Annotated in this window: 21 protein-coding genes and 1 riboswitch; of the genes, 13 read left to right on the forward strand and 8 right to left on the reverse strand. The window is 46.4% G+C overall.

The annotated features are described in order from the left end of the window. The first annotated feature begins 64 nt into the window (after positions 1-64). Positions 65-742, forward strand: a complete 678-nt coding sequence (locus HWX64_RS02960; protein ID WP_175987123.1) for a YdeI/OmpD-associated family protein — start codon at positions 65-67, stop codon at positions 740-742. A gap of 379 nt (positions 743-1121) precedes the next feature. Here HWX64_RS02960 and HWX64_RS02965 read toward each other — a convergent pair whose 3' ends face one another. From HWX64_RS02965 to ahpC, 4 genes are all read right to left on the reverse strand, one after another. After that, on the reverse strand, positions 1122-2255 hold the full coding sequence (locus tag HWX64_RS02965) for a zinc-dependent alcohol dehydrogenase (RefSeq protein WP_175987125.1): 1134 nt from the start codon (positions 2253-2255) through the stop codon (positions 1122-1124). Positions 2256-2359: 104 nt separating this feature from the next. Then, positions 2360-2983, reverse strand: coding sequence for a DUF421 domain-containing protein (locus tag HWX64_RS02970; RefSeq protein ID WP_175987127.1), 624 nt, complete (start codon positions 2981-2983; stop codon positions 2360-2362). Between the two features lie 254 nt (positions 2984-3237). Beyond that, on the reverse strand, positions 3238-4770 hold the full coding sequence (gene ahpF / locus HWX64_RS02975; RefSeq protein WP_175989609.1) for an alkyl hydroperoxide reductase subunit F: 1533 nt from the start codon (positions 4768-4770) through the stop codon (positions 3238-3240). Positions 4771-4782: 12 nt separating this feature from the next. Next, positions 4783-5346, reverse strand: a complete 564-nt coding sequence (gene ahpC, locus HWX64_RS02980) for an alkyl hydroperoxide reductase subunit C (RefSeq protein WP_175987129.1) — start codon at positions 5344-5346, stop codon at positions 4783-4785. Positions 5347-5765: 419 nt separating this feature from the next. Here ahpC and HWX64_RS02985 point away from each other — a divergent pair, with 419 nt between their 5' ends. Then, on the forward strand, positions 5766-5954 hold the full coding sequence (locus HWX64_RS02985) for a hypothetical protein (RefSeq protein ID WP_175987131.1): 189 nt from the start codon (positions 5766-5768) through the stop codon (positions 5952-5954). Between the two features lie 60 nt (positions 5955-6014). Then, a riboswitch (Lysine riboswitch) is annotated at positions 6015-6190 on the forward strand. 118 nt (positions 6191-6308) lie between these two features. Next, positions 6309-7595, forward strand: a complete 1287-nt coding sequence (lysA, locus tag HWX64_RS02990; RefSeq protein WP_175989610.1) for a diaminopimelate decarboxylase — start codon at positions 6309-6311, stop codon at positions 7593-7595. Between the two features lie 53 nt (positions 7596-7648). On the opposite strand, the gene HWX64_RS02995 is transcribed toward lysA, so the two are convergent. The 3 genes from HWX64_RS02995 to HWX64_RS03005 form a co-directional block, all read right to left on the reverse strand. After that, a complete protein-coding gene (locus HWX64_RS02995) occupies positions 7649-8110 on the reverse strand; it encodes a GNAT family N-acetyltransferase (protein ID WP_175987133.1) in 462 nt (153 codons plus the stop codon). A gap of 302 nt (positions 8111-8412) precedes the next feature. Then, complete coding sequence (locus HWX64_RS03000) at positions 8413-8904, reverse strand: hypothetical protein (protein ID WP_175987135.1); 492 nt, start codon at positions 8902-8904, stop codon at positions 8413-8415. Beyond that, positions 8905-9279, reverse strand: a complete 375-nt coding sequence (locus HWX64_RS03005; RefSeq protein ID WP_175987137.1) for a hypothetical protein — start codon at positions 9277-9279, stop codon at positions 8905-8907. It lies immediately after the preceding gene. Between the two features lie 208 nt (positions 9280-9487). Between HWX64_RS03005 and HWX64_RS03010 the strand changes: the two genes are divergently transcribed. Both HWX64_RS03010 and HWX64_RS03015 read left to right on the forward strand, forming a co-directional pair. Continuing rightward, a complete protein-coding gene (locus HWX64_RS03010; RefSeq protein ID WP_175987139.1) occupies positions 9488-9883 on the forward strand; it encodes a VOC family protein in 396 nt (131 codons plus the stop codon). 147 nt (positions 9884-10030) lie between these two features. Continuing rightward, positions 10031-10642 (forward strand): LysE family translocator, encoded by a 612-nt coding sequence (locus HWX64_RS03015; RefSeq protein ID WP_175987140.1) that lies wholly within the window; start codon positions 10031-10033, stop codon positions 10640-10642. Positions 10643-11184: 542 nt separating this feature from the next. On the opposite strand, the gene HWX64_RS03020 is transcribed toward HWX64_RS03015, so the two are convergent. After that, a complete protein-coding gene (locus HWX64_RS03020) occupies positions 11185-11400 on the reverse strand; it encodes a hypothetical protein (protein ID WP_175987142.1) in 216 nt (71 codons plus the stop codon). Positions 11401-11551: 151 nt separating this feature from the next. Between HWX64_RS03020 and HWX64_RS03025 the strand changes: the two genes are divergently transcribed. From HWX64_RS03025 to HWX64_RS03060, 8 genes are all read left to right on the forward strand, one after another. Further along, positions 11552-12799: a M24 family metallopeptidase gene (locus HWX64_RS03025; RefSeq protein WP_175987144.1), complete on the forward strand. Its 1248-nt coding sequence runs from the start codon at positions 11552-11554 to the stop codon at positions 12797-12799. Positions 12800-13003: 204 nt separating this feature from the next. Next, positions 13004-13948, forward strand: coding sequence for a cation diffusion facilitator family transporter (locus HWX64_RS03030; protein ID WP_175987147.1), 945 nt, complete (start codon positions 13004-13006; stop codon positions 13946-13948). 158 nt (positions 13949-14106) lie between these two features. After that, positions 14107-14475 (forward strand): YkvA family protein, encoded by a 369-nt coding sequence (locus HWX64_RS03035; protein WP_175987149.1) that lies wholly within the window; start codon positions 14107-14109, stop codon positions 14473-14475. Between the two features lie 150 nt (positions 14476-14625). Beyond that, a complete protein-coding gene (locus tag HWX64_RS03040; protein WP_254871027.1) occupies positions 14626-15054 on the forward strand; it encodes a DMT family transporter in 429 nt (142 codons plus the stop codon). Between the two features lie 18 nt (positions 15055-15072). Further along, positions 15073-15768 (forward strand): Crp/Fnr family transcriptional regulator, encoded by a 696-nt coding sequence (locus HWX64_RS03045; protein WP_175987151.1) that lies wholly within the window; start codon positions 15073-15075, stop codon positions 15766-15768. A 12-nt stretch (positions 15769-15780) separates the two neighbouring features. Further along, positions 15781-16263: a DMT family transporter gene (locus tag HWX64_RS03050; protein WP_175987153.1), complete on the forward strand. Its 483-nt coding sequence runs from the start codon at positions 15781-15783 to the stop codon at positions 16261-16263. Between the two features lie 172 nt (positions 16264-16435). After that, complete coding sequence (locus tag HWX64_RS03055; protein WP_175986849.1) at positions 16436-17641, forward strand: IS4 family transposase; 1206 nt, start codon at positions 16436-16438, stop codon at positions 17639-17641. Between the two features lie 280 nt (positions 17642-17921). Further along, the gene (locus tag HWX64_RS03060) at positions 17922-18245 is read left to right on the forward strand and encodes a DnaD domain protein (RefSeq protein WP_175987155.1); all 324 of its coding nucleotides are present in this window, start codon (positions 17922-17924) and stop codon (positions 18243-18245) included. The last annotated feature ends 231 nt before the right edge of the window (positions 18246-18476 follow it).

An 18476-nucleotide genomic window follows, 5' to 3' on the forward strand; every position in this document is an offset into this window, starting at 1 on the left:
ACCTGTCCCCCTGGAGAGGCTAAATCTTTTAAAATTTGGATATAAGATAAAAAGGAGTCAAGTTATGAATTCTACCAAACCCGTTACTGAAAAATTGAATTTCAGCAAATATCCTGAGAAACTCATTCTTAACCTCCCTGAGGACATCGATGACTTTCGCTCGATTGAATATGATGCTTCTGTTAAAAAAGATCGTTATGATCTTGTCTTTGTATTCATTTTCAATTTAGACGATTTTTCAAAACAACTGAAGGAAGTTGCCGAAAAGGGGTTGGTGAAGGATAACGGATATTTATACTTTGCCTATCCTAAGAAGAATAATCCGAAGTATGATGAATACATAGACCGTGACAGCATTTATAATGAGAAACATTATAATGTGGAAGGGTACGTTCATGGAAGTAACCTGAAGTTTTCAAGAATGATCAGTCTGAATGATGTGTTCACAGTGGTTGGCATGAAGGCAGCGCCGAAGAAAACGAAGAAAGCTGCCAGCACAAAAAAGAGTCAATGTGTGGATGACTACATTGTTCATATTGAAGATATCGAAAAATATTTGAGTGGAAATGATGAAATTTTATCTCTTTATTCGGGATTGACGCCGGGATACCGGAAGGATTGGGCACGATACGTCTATAGTGCGAAACGAAAAGAAACGCAGGAAAAACGATTGAAGGAAATGGAGATTGTCCTGAGTGAAGGGTATAAGTCGATGGATTTGTATAGAAGGAAGAATAAGTGATGGAGCATGGTGCCTGATTCGGATTTGATTCGAATTGGGCTTTTTTTTGATAAGAAAATTTGGTGAATCGGGGTGCGGCACCGGAATGGTGGAACGATAGGTGTGGGCAGGGTATAACCGGTGGCTTGAGGTTTGCCCTTGCAGAAAATTCGACAAGTGGCTCAATTATTAGGAAACTGGCGCAATTATCCGAACGCCGGCACGATTATTAAAAGGGACGCTGGATTTTCCGTGAGGATAGGGCAGAAAAAGGTACGGGAGCAGATTTTTTCTTCAAAATTGCTCTGCCAAGCTCACTTTTCATTTAAAAGTGTGAATCAGGCCCATTTATTTGGCGCCCGGTTCCTAACATTCTTATATTAGCGCCCGGGCACTTTTTTTACGGTTTGAGGATGACCTTGATGCAGTCGTCTTCCTTTTTATTGAACAGCTCGTAGCCTTTTGCTGCATCCTCAAGTTTGAGTTTGTGTGTGATGATGGAGGTGGAATCGATTTCATTGTTGACGACTTGTTTATAGAGGGGTTCCATGTAGCCCCTGGCATGTGCCTGGCCCATTTTCAGCGTAATGTTCCTGGAGAAGAATGCTCCGAGGGGGAACATGTTATAAAGCCCTCCGTAAACGCCTGTCAATTGAACGGTCCCGCACTTACGGACCGCTTTGGTCGCGATTTGAATAGGTCCGATCGTCCCGCCCTGCAGTTTTAGTTTTTGTTCTACAAATTCGAGGGGTGATTTTTTACCGTCCATCCCGACGCAATCGATCACCACATCTGCTCCGCCTTTGGTCAATTCCTTCAAGGTTTCCCCCATGTCGTCGTATTGGGTGAAATCAAAGGTTTCGGTGCTGTTCATCTTTTTGGAGTGTTGAAGCCGGTAGTCGAAGTAATCGACTGCTATCACTCGTTCAGCGCCTTTTTTCCATGCGAACTGCTGGGCCATCAATCCGACCGGTCCGCATCCGAGCACGATAACGGTATCCCCTTTTTTGACGCCGGCATTCTCTACACTCCAATAGGCAGTGGGCATTACATCTGAAAGCATGAGAAGCTGCTCGTCCTCTAACTCACAATCTGACGGTACGAGAAAGGGGGTGTAGTTCCCATAAGGGACTCTCAGGTATTCCGCCTGCCCGCCGGGATAATTGCCGAATTTCTCCGAGTAGCCGAATAGTCCGCCGGAATCGTAATGGGGATTGGAATTGTCGCACTGGCTTTCTAAATGGTGATTGCAATAGTGACACGTTCCGCAGGCGACCGTGAAGGGAATGATCACCCGGTCTCCTTTTTTCACTTTCGTTACGTCGTGACCGACCTCTTCGACGATCCCCATTGGCTCATGGCCGATGACATAGCCGATGGGGAGGGGGAAATTCCCTTGGTACAAGTGCAGATCGGAGCCGCAGATAGCGGTCGACGTAATCCTCACAATGACATCTTGCGGATCTTCTATACGCGGATCATCCACCTTCTTGACGGCCACTGAATTCTTTCCTTGATAGGTTACAGCTTTCATGATTAATTCCTCCAATTCAATCTCTATCCGTTTTCTCATGACCGCAGGTTTTAGAATACGAAATAAGGCACTCTTAAAAGAACCGTTCTAGATGAATAACAAAATCATTGAAGATGCTTTGGCGGGGTCTTCAATGATGAGTTATCTTTAATTTCTGCAAAAATATCTTCGGCAGGGCGTTCATGGCTTACTGGATGACTGGTTGCCGGCTGAATGAGGAGAAGATTTCTGATTTCCTGGATCTGCGCTTGGAGCTGCTGGAAATCTTTCATCGTCACGGGGTTCGCCTCCTGCATCAGCTCGACTCCGATTTGCCCGTTTGGTTCGAGGGTTGCCCATTTGACATCGGTGATTTTGCTGACTCCATTCTGCCTTAACTTCATTTCGAGCTGATCCACGGTCATGCGCAGTTTCTTTAAATTTTTTTCATTGAGAACGCCATTTTCCACGAGGATCTTAGATTTGCCGGTAATCATTTTTTCCACACGGTCCGATTTTACTTGTAAAAATTCCATCCCCATCAGCGTGAGGACTAGGATGAGCCCGACCCCGATGGTTGTCCAAATATTCTTCCCAGCTACGGGCTGAATCAATAACGACCCGATCCCGATCATGATGACCGTCTGAGCGAGGGTCATCTGGGAAATCGACTTCCTGCCGGCGATCCTTAACAAGAGTGTCCCGGCAAGGACGATGAGGACGGCTTTCCATATCCATGAGAACTCCATGCTGTGCTCAATCCTTTCTATAGAATGTCTATTTTTAAAAGGGAGTAAGGTACTAATATGGTCTTGCATACTTTTTACAGGTGAGGGGGGAATTATTCATGGGGCTAAAACGATCGGCCAATCGTTCAAGGGAGTGTGGAATGTAAGAAATCAGAAAGGTGGACGCGATTGCCGGGGTGAACAAGGGCGGGTGCTGCCCAATGATCATAAAAAAACCGCCTTCCTGCCAATCGGCAGAAAAGCGGTTATTCACATTAATTCCGGATGAGATAGTCGAACGCGCCTAGTGCGGCTGTCGCTCCAGATCCCATTGAAATGATGATTTGGTTATAGGCACTGTCCGTACAGTCTCCTGCAGCGAAAACGCCGGGAAGGCTTGTAGAGCCGTGCTTGTCGACGACGATCTCACCGAAACGTGTGCGTTCGATGGTTTCGTCAAGCCAGTCTGTATTTGGTACAAGACCGATTTGGACGAATACACCTTGCAGCTCGATATGGTGTTCCTCGTGTGTGTCGCGATCAGTATAGGTGATCCCGTTTACCTTGTCGGTTCCGGTGATCTCCTGTGTCTGTGCGTTCGTGATGACTGTCACATTCGGAAGGCTTTGAAGTCGTTTTTGAAGGACGTCGTCGGCTTTAAGTTCTGAGTTGAACTCGAGAACCGTTACGTGGTTGACGATGCCGGCAAGGTCGATTGCTGCTTCGACACCGGAGTTACCGCCGCCGATGACCGCAACGTCTTTGCCTTCGAATAGTGGTCCGTCACAGTGAGGGCAGTAAGCCACACCTTTGTTCTTGAATTCCTGTTCGCCAGGGACGCCGATGTTTCTCCAGCGTGCACCTGTCGAGATGATCAGGCTTTTACTCTTAAGGACTGCGCCGTTTTCAAGCTCAAGCTCGATCATGTCTTTCTTTTCAAGGCGCTTGGCACGCTGAAGGTTCATGACATCGATGCCGTAGTCCTTCACGTGTTCTTCAAGGCTTGCGACAAGCTTCGGACCTTCCGTCTGCTTGACGCTGATGAAGTTCTCGATGCTCATCGTATCCAGTACCTGTCCGCCGAAGCGTTCGGCTACGATCCCTGTGCGGATTCCTTTACGTGCTGCATAGATGGCCGCACTGGATCCGGCAGGTCCTCCGCCTACTACTAGGACGTCGTATGGGTCCTTGTCGGAAAGCTCGCTGGCATCAGGGCCTTCCACGATTTTAGAAAGGATTTCCTCAATCGTCGTGCGTCCGCCGCTGAAAAATTCAGCATTCAAGTAAACGGATGGAACGGCCATGATGTTCTTGTATTCTACTTCTTCTTTGTACGCAGCACCGTCGATCATCGTGTGAGTGATGTTCGGATTGAGCACACTCATGATGTTGAGGGCCTGTACAACGTCAGGGCAGTTATGGCAGCTCAGGCTGACATATGTTTCGAAGTGATGCTCGCCTTTGACGCTCTTGATTCGATCGATGACACTCTGGTCCACTTTCGGGGCTCTGCCGCTGACTTGAAGAAGGGCAAGCACCAGGGAAGTGAATTCATGGCCGAGCGGGATACCGGCGAAATGGACACCGGTATCTTCCTCTCCTGCACGATTCACGCTGAAGCTTGGTGTTCTTGGAAGGTCAGCATTTTCGACAGAGATCATAGGGGACATGGATGAAAGCTCTTCGACTAGAGCCAGCATGTCCTTAGAAATGTCATCATCACCTGCTGAGACTTTCAGGACGATATCGCCTTCCATCATTTGCAGGTACTGTTCTAATTGTGCCTTAATATCTGCTTCGAGCATGATTTACTGCACTCCTTATAATTTACCAACTAGATCAAGACTTGGCTTAAGTGTTTCAGAACCTTCCTGCCATTTAGCCGGGCAAACTTCGCCTGGGTTTTTGCGCACATATTGTGCAGCCTTGATTTTGCCGATTAGGATGTCTGCGTCACGGCCGATGCCGCCTGCATTGATTTCAACTGTTTGGATGACACCATCTGGATCGATGATGAATGTTCCGCGGTCAGCTAGACCTTCTTCTTCATTCAATACCTCGAAGTTGCGGGAGATTGTTTGAGATGGATCCCCGATCATCGCGTATCTGATTTTACCGATTTTTTCTGAGCTGTCGTGCCAGCCTTTATGTGTAAAGTGAGTATCTGTAGAAACGGAATATACTTCTACGCCAAGCTCTTTAAGAGCTTCGTAGTTATTTTGAAGGTCTTCAAGTTCTGTAGGGCATACGAATGTGAAGTCTGCAGGGTAGAAGCAGAAAATGCTCCATTGACCTTTCAGGCTTTCGTCAGTGACAGTGATGAACTCACCATCTTTGTATGCTTGTGCTGTGAATGGTTTTACTTCTGATCCGATTAAAGACATAGTGTAAATTCCTCCTAAAAGTAGTATGTGGGATTGAGAATTATTAATAGTTTATAATAATTCTAATTCGATATTTATTATTATATATGCTGGTGAAAAAGTCAAGGAAGAAGATTGGATTATTTTTTTGTGTAGTTTATCGGGGGAAAGAGAAAGGGGTTCTTCCGTTTTGTTTCATATGTAGAGAGTCTTCAATCGTTAGAGTCAGATAGAGATAAATCGACAAGTGGCACAATTATTTGGATTCCGGCACAATTATTTGGTATGGCTCCTCTAATCATAGCAAAAGGGGGATATATTTTTAGCTCGAAAACTACTTTTTCAAAAAATAGGTTCAAATCCACTGTGAAATGATAAAAGATTGGCTGTTTTATAAACTTTTTTAACGGTTTAAAAATCTGTTGGGCAAGAAGAGTGGAATGTATCCAATATGTTTCTATTCAAAGGGCAGAGTCACGGGTGGATGGTTAGATGAATCGATTGAAGACGTGAAAAAGGAATTAACGGAATATGTGAAGGAAGCGCTCCTTGGATGCATCGATGAAAGTATTCACTTTACGATCGACGGGGTTTCCCCTGATAAGGCTCAAAATAAGAATATAACATAATAGATTGACAATTTTTCCACCCGGGTGGTATAGTGTCTTTACAAAACTATAAACTTACTCTCTGATAATAGAGGCGCGAGAATGAGGAGTAGCTTTCCTGAGGATGATGGATCCCGGGACGGAAAGTGAAAGGCAGATCGCCGAAACGGGAAGCAGCCTATCGGTTTCCTGTTGGGCTGGCATTGAACAAGTGTCAGACTGTCACAATGGTCACGTTGTGGAGAACTATTGAAGAGATGTTAATACAGAATTCTTCAGAACGTTCTTCGTTTTGATCAGGAAACCGTATGAGCATCGCTTCATACGGTTTTTTTGTGTAGTTTTTTTCGGAGGGGTTTCAGGAGGAGATTCAATATGACAGCAATGGAAACGAATGTACAAGGACAATTGGAAATCGGCGGGATGAGTACGGGCGAGCTTACCGCATTGTACGGAACTCCGCTGATGGTCTATGATGAGAACATGATCCGCCGCAATGCACGCGAGTTCCGCGAGGCGTTCATCGAGAGCGGGCTCGAGTTCCAAGTGGCATATGCGAGCAAGGCGTTTATGTGCAAAGAAATGGTGCGCCTTGCGGAAGAGGAGAATCTGTCGCTGGACGTCGTGTCCGGAGGGGAGTTGTACACGGCGCTCGAAGCAGGATTCCCGGCAGAACGGATTCATTTTCACGGGAATAATAAGTCTGAAGAAGAGATGGTGATGGCGCTTGATGCGGAGATTGGCTGCTTCGTGGTCGACAGCTTCCTTGAGCTTGAGCTCCTGCATGAGCTGGCGAAAGAGCGTGAACACCAGGTGAACATCCTGCTACGTGTGACGCCGGGTGTCGAGGCCCATACCCATGACTACATCATGACGGGGCAGGATGATTCGAAGTTCGGATTCGGGATTTCGACCGGCCAGGCCGACCGCGCGATGCAAATCGCCCTATGCAAGCCGCATTACAATGTACTCGGGATCCATTCCCATATCGGGTCGCAGATTTTTGAGCTGGACGGATTTCAGCAGGCAATCACCGTTCTGTCCGATTTTCTTCAAAGTGTAAGGCTGGAATGCGAAGTTACGCTGCCGGTTTTGAATATCGGGGGAGGCTTCGGGGTGCGTTATACGGAAGAAGACAAGCCGCTTCCGATCTCCGAATATGTAAAAGCGATCACGGACTGCGTGAAGGAAAGCTTCGGCGAGAATGGGTATCCGCTGCCGGAAGTATGGGTGGAACCAGGACGCAGCATCGTTGCGGAAGCAGGGACCACGCTGTACAAAGTCGGGTCGAAGAAAATCATCCCTGACGTGCGCACGTATGTGTCAGTGGATGGCGGCATGACCGATAATCTGCGTCCGGCACTGTACGGCGCGAAATATCATGCGGTGCTGGCGAACCGTCCGAATGAGGAATGCACGGAGCTTGTCAGCATTGCAGGGAAGTGCTGTGAGTCAGGTGACATGCTGATCTGGGATCTGATGCTTCCGCCGGTGAACTTCGGGGACACGCTTGCTGTGTTCAGTACGGGCGCTTACGGGTATTCGATGGCGAATAATTATAACCGGATTCCGCGTCCGGCCGTGGTGTTTGTGAAGGACGGCGAATCTCGAGTTGTAATCGAGCGGGAAACGTATGCGGATCTGGTGAGGCTGGACCGTTAAATGGAAAGAACCTTTGCCGGGTTGGAAGGCAAAGGTTCTTTTTTAGATAGAAGTCAGAAAATTTCCTTCTCCATTACCACGTTGGTGGTTTTATAACCGATCTTTTCATATAATCCCCTGGCGATCTTGTTATGCCCGAATACATGCAGACCGATCTTATTCACCCCGATTTGTTTTGCTTTCTCTTCTATTTCTTTCATTGCTTCTTTGCCGTAACCTTTTCCCTGGTGCTCTTCCAGGATGCGGATATCATAGATGAACGCTTTTTCAGAAGATTGCTTGGCGAGCCATATGATCCCTGTATGTTCAGCGCTCTCATTCAGAATCGTGTATAAGTAGTTATTTTCGGAATTCTCTCCATCCGGAAGAAGATTGCTGAATTCTTCCTGTGCTCTTTGCAAAGATCCTTTTTCTTCCCAGTTTCCCGCTGACACTTTTTCCTTCGCATAATCTGCAACGGCTGTTTCGAGATATTGCTGAAATTCAGCGGGGGTCATCTTTTGTAAAGTAACCATATTTAGTTTCCCTCCATGAAAGTACAAAAATATTTTCTTCTTAAAAGGAATCCCGTTCGGCGGCTGAATCCCTAAAGTACCAGTAAAGATAACCCGCCAAGGAGCAGAAGTACAGCAGCGGTCAACAGAGCGATTTTCGTGAAGCGGTTTGATTTATGAAAAATCCTGAAAAACATGGTCAACACCTCACTCAGTGTATTTTACAGCTACTATAGATACGTTTGATGGGGGTGAAAAGATTCAGGATTATGGAAATTGGGTCTCTACATACAAAAAATACTTCATTTAAAATGAGTTTGCATCTAAAAAGTCCGCCCATTCGTCGGGATTCCCGTCCGCACTCCCACGAAGAACCAGACAATTTCGTGATTATCCCATTTAGCGACGAATTTTACTCCTTGCTCAGGGATATCGGAAGGAATGGCGATTTCCGCTCCGTCTGTTTTGATCATTTTCTTTTCGCTGCCGTCGTGGTAGTAGGCATGAAGCGTCGGTTCGCCCTTGCTGTTGTCGAATTGGAACTTCAAGGCAGTCGGTTCTTTCAGCTCGATTTCATCGACAAAGTCTACGCCTTCTTCCGGGAGTGGGAAGGGGTTCGTATCATATGAACAGCCGGTACCGTCCGATGTCCAGCAATAATAGCTTCTGATGGATTCAGGCTCCTCACCGGTCAGGAGGGTGACGGATGGCGGCCCTTTTTGATCGATTTGGGAAGCCGTATACTGCCCTTTTAATCCAAGAAAGTAATAAGGAGCTCCGAATACGGCGAAAAGAACCACCGGGATGGCGAACATCTATTTTGCCTTTTTTCGTTTGAGGCTGACTTTGTGAAAGACGATCTCATCGACGATAAAGAAGATGGAGGCTGCCATCAGCGGAATCCCGAAGAATGGACTGAATCCCATATCGCCGAACATGGAAAAGCTGATAACGATGGAAGGTCCGATATGGATAAGGAAGTTGACCAGGTGGGGGTGCCATTTGATCTTGGTGGTGATCATGCCCGCGATAATGGATACCGGTGCTCCGGCGATGATCATTAAAATTCCTCCATAGATGGTATACAACGATAAGGTTGTCAGAAGGGATTCCATTGGAAATAATAACGAGGTTACCAGGCTGACCGTTGGAATCGAGATGAGAATACTGGCTGCTTTTCTTTTTAACATGGAATCACCTGCTTGTCCTTGATACCTAGAGTATAGCAAAGTCTATGGTTTTGATGGGGTAATTCTGGTGATCCGGTATTTTGCCTGCCACGTATCTACGGAAAAGCTGCCAATCTACCATTGTACTGCTTGGACAAAATCGTTTACTATAAAGAGGCAGCTGTGATTTATCAGAATTATAAAACTATTGATTTGCGGAGGGGAAACAATGGGACGGATGGTGCATTTTGAAATTCACGTGGAAGATGTGGAAATGGGGAAGGAATTTTACGGCGGGGTCTTCGGCTGGAAGTTCGAGGACTGGAGCGAATATGCGGGGATGCCTTATTTCGGGGCGGTAACGGGGGATGAAAGTGTGCCTGGGATCAATGGGGCGATCATGAAGCGCCAAGGACCGCGGCCAGAGGCAAATCAACCGTTGAACGGGTATTCCTGTACGATGGGTGTCGAGGATTATGATGCAGCGGAGAAAAAGATTCTGGAGCTTGGCGGAAAAGTGGCGCTGCCTAAGCATGCGCTGCCGGGAATGGCGTGGCAGGGTTATTATACCGATCCTGAAGGGAATATTTTCGGTGTCCATCAGCCGGATGAGAATGCGAAATAGGTAGATGATAAGAAGCACCTTTCCTAGAGTGCAGGACTTGCACAAGGGGAGGTGTTTTTTTTGTTTAAATTTTCAAAAAAATTGTATCACCAGCGTACCGGCCCGTGTTAAAATGTATTTACTTTTTTATCAGGAGGATTGGCTGTCATGAATGAATTCCTTACGTTTCTCTTGCTGTCGTTATTTGTTGTGATGAGTCCCGGAATCGATACAGCCCTGCTTACGAAGAGGACAATTTCAGACGGGAAGGCTGATGGGTTCAAAATGGCCCTCGGTATCGCGGCAGGGTGCCTGGTCCATACGGTTGCGGCTGCGTTTGGGTTGTCCGCCATCCTGATGAAGTCGGCTGCTGCATTTGAAGTGGTTAAGTATGTCGGGGCCGTTTATCTTATCTATCTTGGTGTGACGTCTTTTGTGAAAAAGAAAGAGACATCTGCGGAAATCACGGATACGGCTGCGGTGAAACGGTCGGCCTTCAAGCAGGGGCTGTTTACCAATGTGTTCAATCCGAAAGTGGCTGTCTTCTTCCTGACGTTCCTTCCTCAGTTTGTCACGGCTGAGTCCCAGGCAGCGGGGCAGCTTGTCCTCATGGGAGGGGTATACAGTCTGCTTTCGATCGGCTGGTTCTTTGTTTATGTCTTCTTCATCAACTACTTGCGCAGCTGGCTCATGACTCCGAGCGTACAGGGCTGGATGGAAAGAGTGACCGGTGCCGTGCTGATCGGCTTCGGATTGAAGCTGGCTTTTGAAAAAAGATGACAATATGAGGATCGAAAAAGTGTCTCGGGCTGAAGAAAACCCAAACTTATTTGAATCTCAGGGCTCAAACAGGTTTGGGTTTCTTTAGTTTTGTTCAATTATGAGCTTAGTTATCAGCTTGTTACAGCGGTTGATTGGAGTGCAAGACGAGGACTCCTGCGGGAAGAGTGGCTTATAAGAAAAGCGGAAGGGCTTTGCTCAGAGGCGTGTGGCATAAGACGAATCGGCCACGAAGGCGTTCTTTGCCTTCTTGGACGGTTTGACTTATGACATGTGCCTCTAAGCCCTGCAGCTAGACAAGTGAGACCCCACAGGAGCGCAGCTCCGAGGAGGCTCACGCGCTACCCGCGGAAAGGGAAGTCTTGCACGGAAATCATTAGCGGTATTAATGGACTACACTGAGATTGGTTGTCTTAAGGTTGTAGTTTTTTAGATATTCCAAAGCTTTATTTCTTGTTATTCAAAATAGTAAAGATCAAAAAAGATATCAATAGTAAAAAGACGACACCCACCCCAAGGAGCAGGTCAATGATCATGTCCATTTACAGACCCCCAATCAGGAAGCGGCTACTTTCCATTATTCTCCTTTCTTCTTTCCCTTCATACATTCTCGAGAATAACAGTGTCAGAAATGCGGCCAGTACTACGATACCTATGCAGACTGCCAGCGGAAAATCCCACTTGATGTAAGCAGCAGACGTTGCTCCTAATACCGTGATCCATTCAAGGGCTAGAAATGGTTTAATGAATGTTTTCATGCGGATTCCCCCATGTTCTCTGATTCGAGATTAACTTAATTATTCCTCCCCGATTAGACGAACCGAATGACCGGGAAGTTTTCTTTTAAAAGGAAATCTCCGGACTTTGTCGAAGGGTAATAGAAATAGAGTTACGTGGAGGAGATGGACCATGAAGAATAAATCGATGTCTTTGATTATGCCGCTGAAGAAGAGGGAGGAAGTCCAGAACCGCTGGTTGTTCCACCGCTTGAATACACTCTTGCCGGCTTTGATGAAGAAGCATGAGTTCGATATGTGGATTGTGATCGGACGGGAGTATCATGAAGATCCGGTATTGAAGACGTTGTATCCTGCCGCCATCGACAGTTCGAGGAGGCTGACCATCCTGGTATTCTGGCTGGATGACAGCGGCCAGTTGAAGCGAGGGGCCATCCACCCGAATCAGAGCTTCGAGCCTTTTTATGAAAGGATTTGGAACAGGACGGAAGGGGATCAGTGGGAGTGTCTGAAGAATACTGTGGAGAGGTGCGACCCTGACAGGATCGGATTGAATTATTCCCATACGTTCGCTGCGAGTGACGGGCTGAGTCATTCTTATTTTGAACAGTTACAGATGGTCCTGAGTGAATATAATGAACGCTTTGTGAGCGCACAGCATCTCATCGTCAATTGGCTGTCGAACAGGAGCGATAAGGAGATGAAGGCGTATCCTGCCATTGCTGAACTCGCGAGGAAGATTGCGGAGGAGGCGTTATCGTCTAAGGTCATCCATCCTGGGATCACGACGACGGAAGATGTGGTGGATTGGATCCGGCAGCGGGTGCTGGACCTCGGACTGAAAACGTCTTTTTACCCTACCGTCGATCTTCAGCGGAAAGGCTCTGAGATGGACCGGATCGAGGGGGAGATCATCCGTCCTGGAGATATCGTCCACTTGGATTTCGGAATTGAGTATCTCGGGCTCGCCACCGATACGCAGCAGCTCGCCTATGTGCTGAAGCCGGGGGAAACGGAGGCGCCGGAAGGTCTTCAGTCCGCGTTTTTCACCGCTTTGAGGCTCGAGGACATTTTGAGTTTTCATATGAAAGAGGGCAAAACGGGCAATGATGTGTTCCGTGCGGCGAAGGCGTCTGCGAATAAAGAGCAGATCGATGCGATGATTTATTGTCATCCTGTCGGGCCCCATTGCCACGAAGCCGGGGCGCTCATCGGCCTCTATGATCAGCAGGGCGATGTGCCGGTCAGAGGCGATCTGCCGCTCACGGCAAATACTTGCTACGCGATGGAATTCAATATCCGTCAGTTCGTGCCTGAGTGGGGGCAGGAGGTTCCGATTTATCTCGAGGAGCCAGTCGCGCTCTTGGACGGGAAAGTGGAGTATATGGCGAAGAGGCAGATGGGATTTTATTTGATATAGGGTTTGGTGTTTAGGTCGAAGGCCCGTCCCTCGCTGCGGTAATGCGTTACCGGAACGAGGGACGGGCCTTTGACTGTGCCATTTGGTTGACAATGGATATAGTTGGTTTATAATATGTATATATGACTACATATTCACATATATAATATATACAGAATAGAATTTGGATATAAAAGAAGAATAGGAAGACAGGGAGGTATAAACATGGGACACGACCACGGACATGACCACACACATGGCGGAAACAAAAAGGCATTGTGGATCAGTTTTATCATCATCACGGGGTATATGATCGTTGAAGCAGCAGGGGGATTCCTTACGAACAGTCTGGCTTTGTTGTCCGATGCGGGTCATATGCTGAGCGATTCGGTGTCACTCGGGATTGGATTATTGGCCTTTACGCTGGGTGAAAAAGTGGCTGACTATAGTAAGACGTATGGATATAAACGTCTTGAGATTTTGGCTGCGGTCTTTAACGGGGTGACGCTGGTACTCATATCGCTCTATATTTTTTATGAAGCCTATCACCGCTTCATGGAGCCGCCGGAAGTCGCATCGACCGGGATGCTTGTGATTGCTTCGATCGGCTTGGTGGTGAATATCATCGTCGCATGGATCTTGATGCGCGGGGATACGGAAGAAAATCTGAATTTGCGTGCGGCATTCCTCCATGTATTGGGAGATCTGCTTGGTTCTGTCGGAGCGATTGCGGCAGCACTGCTGATCCTGTTTTTCGACTGGGGCTGGGCGGATCCGGCTGCAAGTGTGATCGTTGCACTGCTTGTATTGATCAGCGGATGGAGGGTCACGAAGGATGCGGTCCATGTATTAATGGAAGGCACTCCTAAGAATGTGGACCTGAACGATGTCATCGCTGCCATAGAAAACGTGGAGGGAATCGAGAGGATACATGACCTCCACGTGTGGAGCATCACAAGCGGGCAGAACGCCCTTTCCTGCCATGCGGTTGTGAGTGAGGAGTTGACGATATGTGAAAGCCAGGAGCTATTACGCAAGATTGAACAAGAGCTTGCGCATAAAGGAATCGGGCATGTGACGGTTCAGCTGGAAAGCAGTGATCATCCTCATGAGGATTCGGTGATGTGTGAGGGGAAGGGTGGAGCTTCTTTACATCAACATCATCATTGATTGGAGGTGAAGGACCTCATTTACTTTTGATGAGGGTTTTTCTCATTTATTTGAAGTATGGGAAAGTTCGTTTGCCGCTCAAAAGTTTGTCTATTTCAATCAATCCTTCTACAATGATAAGTAACCAGGTCAAAACTATGGTGGAGGTATAAGGGAAAATGAATGATACAGAGAAACATTTTTCAGAGGAGAAATTCTGGAGCAAGCTGAAGAAGTTTGGTTTGAAAGCAGGCCACTCAGTGGTTTACACGGCGCTGCTCCTGTACTTTGTCCTGCAAAAGCCGGATGTGCCGAAGAAGGCAAAGATGGTGATCATCGGGGCTCTCGGGTACTTCATTCTGCCGACGGACCTCATTCCTGATATGGCAGTGGGTGTAGGATTCACGGATGACCTAGGGGCGCTGGGTGTTGCTTTGCTGCAGGTGGCCATGTACATCGATGACGATGTGAAAGCGAAAGCCAAGGCGAAATTGAGAGATTGGTTCGGGGATAATGTGGATACGTCAGAGGTCGATAAGAAAATATAAAAGCTGAAGGCCCGTCCCTCGCTGCGGTAATGCTGTACCGTGACGAGGGACGGGCCTTTGAATTTTGGCTGGCATTGGGTATGCTAAGGACATATGTCCTTTCGGGAAATTCCATTCTCCTATTTAATAAGGTTCAGAATAGGAGGATGTATGATGAAAGGTGCTATATTTGCGCTGCTTGGGGGATTGTGCATCACCATGCAGGGCATTTTCAATGCCAGAATGAGTGACGCGATCGGCGGATGGCATACGACGTCCATCGTCCATATCGTCGCTTTTACGATCGCGATGGCGATCTATATGAAAGAAAGATATGGAAAAGGGAAAAGCTTCAGGCAGGTGCCGTTCCTTTATTTGATCGGTGGTTCGTTCGGTGTCGTGGTGGTTTTTTCTGAACTGACGGCGATTCATATGATCGGGCCAGCATCGGCCATTGCCATCCTTCTCGTGGCACAGATCGGAACGGCTTTTGCCATCGAGTCCAAAGGATGGTTCGGGGAAAGGAAGGTCCCCGTTACGCTCAGGCAGGGTGTCGGATTGATCATGATGCTTGCCGGGGTGGTTCTTTTCCAATTGTAGAAAGAAGGAGTCCATACGGTGAAAGAAATCCAGGCTGCCAAATCAGAACAGTATATAAGAGGGACCGAACTGGAGGATTTATTTCCGGTGCATTTCAGAAAATATATCAAAGTCTACCGGTTTGAAAAGGGGGACGTGCTGTTTTCGACAGGGGATGAGCTTGACGAACTGTATTTCCTTATGGAAGGGAAGATCAAGATCTTCACGCACACCCCTGAAGGGAAACTCCTGATCAACCGGTTCAAGCGTCCGCCCGCTTTGATCGGAGATGTGGAATATTCGAGGGGGAGTGCAGTCATCAACTCGGTTGAAGCCGTCACAGACGGGGTGTTCCTTGCCGTGCCTTTTGCTGATTTGGCAAGGATCGAGGGGGAACATCCGGCGATGACCCGTTTCCTCTTCGATACGATGGCTCATAAATTCTACACGGAACTGCATGCGACGAGCATGCACATGCTGTACCCGGTCGAAGTGCGGCTGGCGAGTTATCTGTTATCCATTTCAGAAGTTGCTGAAGGGACTGTGTTTCATGAGGAGATGAGGACCTCCAATCTCATGGAACTGGCAGAATGGATCGGAACGAGCTACCGCCACTTGAACAGGGTTTTAAAAAATATGGCAGCTGAAGACACCATCGAACGGGTGAATGGTTCTATAAAAATAAAAAATCTAAAGAAACTCAGCGCACTTGCAAAAGGGAATATCTATGAATAAGGAGGTGCTCATGTGATTGGTGTGATTCTAGCGGTGATTGCAGGCATCTTGATCAGCCTGCAAAATGTATTCAATGCACGAGTAAGCGAGAAGACAGGTCCTTGGGCGACGACGAGCCTGGTCCTAGGTCTCGGCCTTGTCTGTTCACTGCCGGTCTTTTATGGAATCGAGCAGCGAAGTTTGTTCGAGGTTGGCAATATGAATCCCGTATTTTTGTTCAGCGGGGTATTTGGCGTCGGGATCGTGTTTTTCCTGATGAGGGGCGTCAGCTTGATCGGCCCTGCCTATGCGATCTCGATAGCGCTCATCTCACAGATCATGATTGCGTTCGTTATCAACACAGGCGGATGGTTCGGCTTTGAAGCCGCTCCACTGTCATGGGAGAAGCTTCTCGGCATCGCGCTCTTGATTGGGGGAGTGCTGGTGTATAAATTGGAGAAACGAACAGAAGATAAAGTTGAGGATAAGGTAGAAGTGGAAAGAATGAGGGCGTAAATACCAATTGATTAAGTTAAAAATCAAGGCCCGTCCCACTAGCGTTGCACGACTTCAAAAATATGTAAAATAACGCAAAATGGTAAAATTTCTTTACAAAAACAAAAAAAGCCCTAATGTAGAAGATAGTGACCTAAACGTTCCCTAATCTTCTACAAAAGGAGCTCACGCAATGAGTAAAAGTATAGGTCAAAGAATGTTAATTTGTCAATGTTTATCCCAACTTCCTACGGAAGATTTACAATGTCCTCTTCTTGATTATGGAAAGAAGCTGACTACCGAAGCCCTATTAAGGATAGGTGTGGCTGCGCACCTGGATCAGATGAGTTCGTATTCTCATATTGAAGAAAAGATCCGAGCGTATACCGATCTAATGAAACTATTGAATGTCAACGGGATTAGTGGCTCTCAAATAAGCCGGCGGATCAACGATCTTTCTACCGAGGTAGTACAAAGTGTTTTTATCAAAGTAATGGCTAAAGTTCGTCACTACACTCGGAAGCAAAACGGTATTTCGAATGCGATTGGACGTTTGAACATCGTGGATTCTACAGAATTTCGGTTACCTGAAAACATGTGTGACTGGGCCTTTATTTCAAAGGGCCATAATGCTGTTAAAATGCATACACGATTGGTTGTCACTTCCAAAAATACAGTGTTTCCAGATAAAATCGTCCCTTCAACGGGTAATGTGACAGACTTTGAAAGCTCAGATGTCATCATTGAAGAGGCTAACGCTACCTATGTCATGGATAGAGGGTATGGATCGAAGAAAAACTTGATGGACTGGTTGGACAAAGAAATTGATTTTGTTGCCCGTATTGGAAAGAACTTAGTTCTTTACACATTGGAAGAACGAGAACCAACTCACTCGTCTGTTCTAAAAGACGAGACCGTTAATTTTGGTATTTCAAATGAACCCGTTCGCTACATTGAGTTTGTCGATGAAAAGAATCAAGTATATCGGATTTTGACCACTCGCTTTGATTTAACGGATGTGGAAATCCTCGAAATCTACAAAAACCGATGGTTGATTGAACTCTTCTTCAAATGGATAAAGGGTCATCTCAAGATGAAAAAGATATGGAGTACCAAACCGCAAGGTATCTGGAATCACATGTTTCTAGCACTAATCGCATACGGGCTATCACTGTTAATCAAGCTTCAACTGAACTCAACGAAGACGGCATGGAACTTCTTTCGAGTCTTACAGATTTATTTATTCCAACCGGCAGACAGAATCTTGAATGAGTTAAACCGAAGGAAGAAACCATCCAAAGGAAGGCAGAAAGTGCAAAAACCTCTGGGGAAAAAGAATCTGTTTTTTGGTGATACTGGGATTGTGATGGTGAAAGAAAAGAAAACGAAGAAGAAATAACAATGGCACATTATACATATGTAAAAAAAAGGGAACAAGGTTGAGTTAACACCTTACTTCCCTTTTTTAATTTAGAAACTCAAAATAGATGTAAAATAATTGAATATATTCAATTTAATTACTTTCGTGCAACGCTAGTGGGCCCGTCCCTCGTTGCGGTAACGCTTTACTGTATCGAGGGACGGGCCTTAAATCTTTTTTTCTGAGAAGCACATTTAAGCTTGTATATACCTCTTTTTACCACTATAATTGGAATAAGATTTGGGAAGGAGGTTTTCAAATGAATTTGAATAATTTAAGCGAAGAAGAAAAGAATTTGATTTATAGCGCAGATCCTTTCCAAATGACAGAAACCATTTTAAAGAGTAATCTACGGGGTCTTGAAAAGATCTCGATTAAATCGATAAACAGTATGGACCTGCTTCCGGTTGAAGTGGTGAACGTTCTGCTGGTGTACTTTTACGGAAACTATGGGACCCAGGTCTATAATCGCAATGATTTGAAGAAGCTGTACCATCTATGGGCTGCACAGGGTGTGAGGACGTTTGATGATGCGGTGGCCATGGCGGAGAGGGATATCCATGCTGAATTGGGATATAAATAATTGATTCTATACGTCCCATAACGGGCGGACGATAAAAAACGTGCAGATCATTCCTGCACGTTTTTCTTCGTTTAGGATCCGAGTGGAACCATAAGGTGTGACGTATTTCCCTATTGTGTGGAATGCTTTTTTACTTGAAAAAATGAAAAGAATAATTTTTAAGTAATAAAAATATAATTATAATCAATAATTATTTATTGAAAAACAATAAATTATGTGGTAAATTCAAGG

It is taken from the genome of Bacillus sp. Marseille-Q1617, from assembly GCF_903645295.1.
Taxonomy (GTDB): Bacteria; Bacillota; Bacilli; order Bacillales; family Bacillaceae_B; genus Rossellomorea.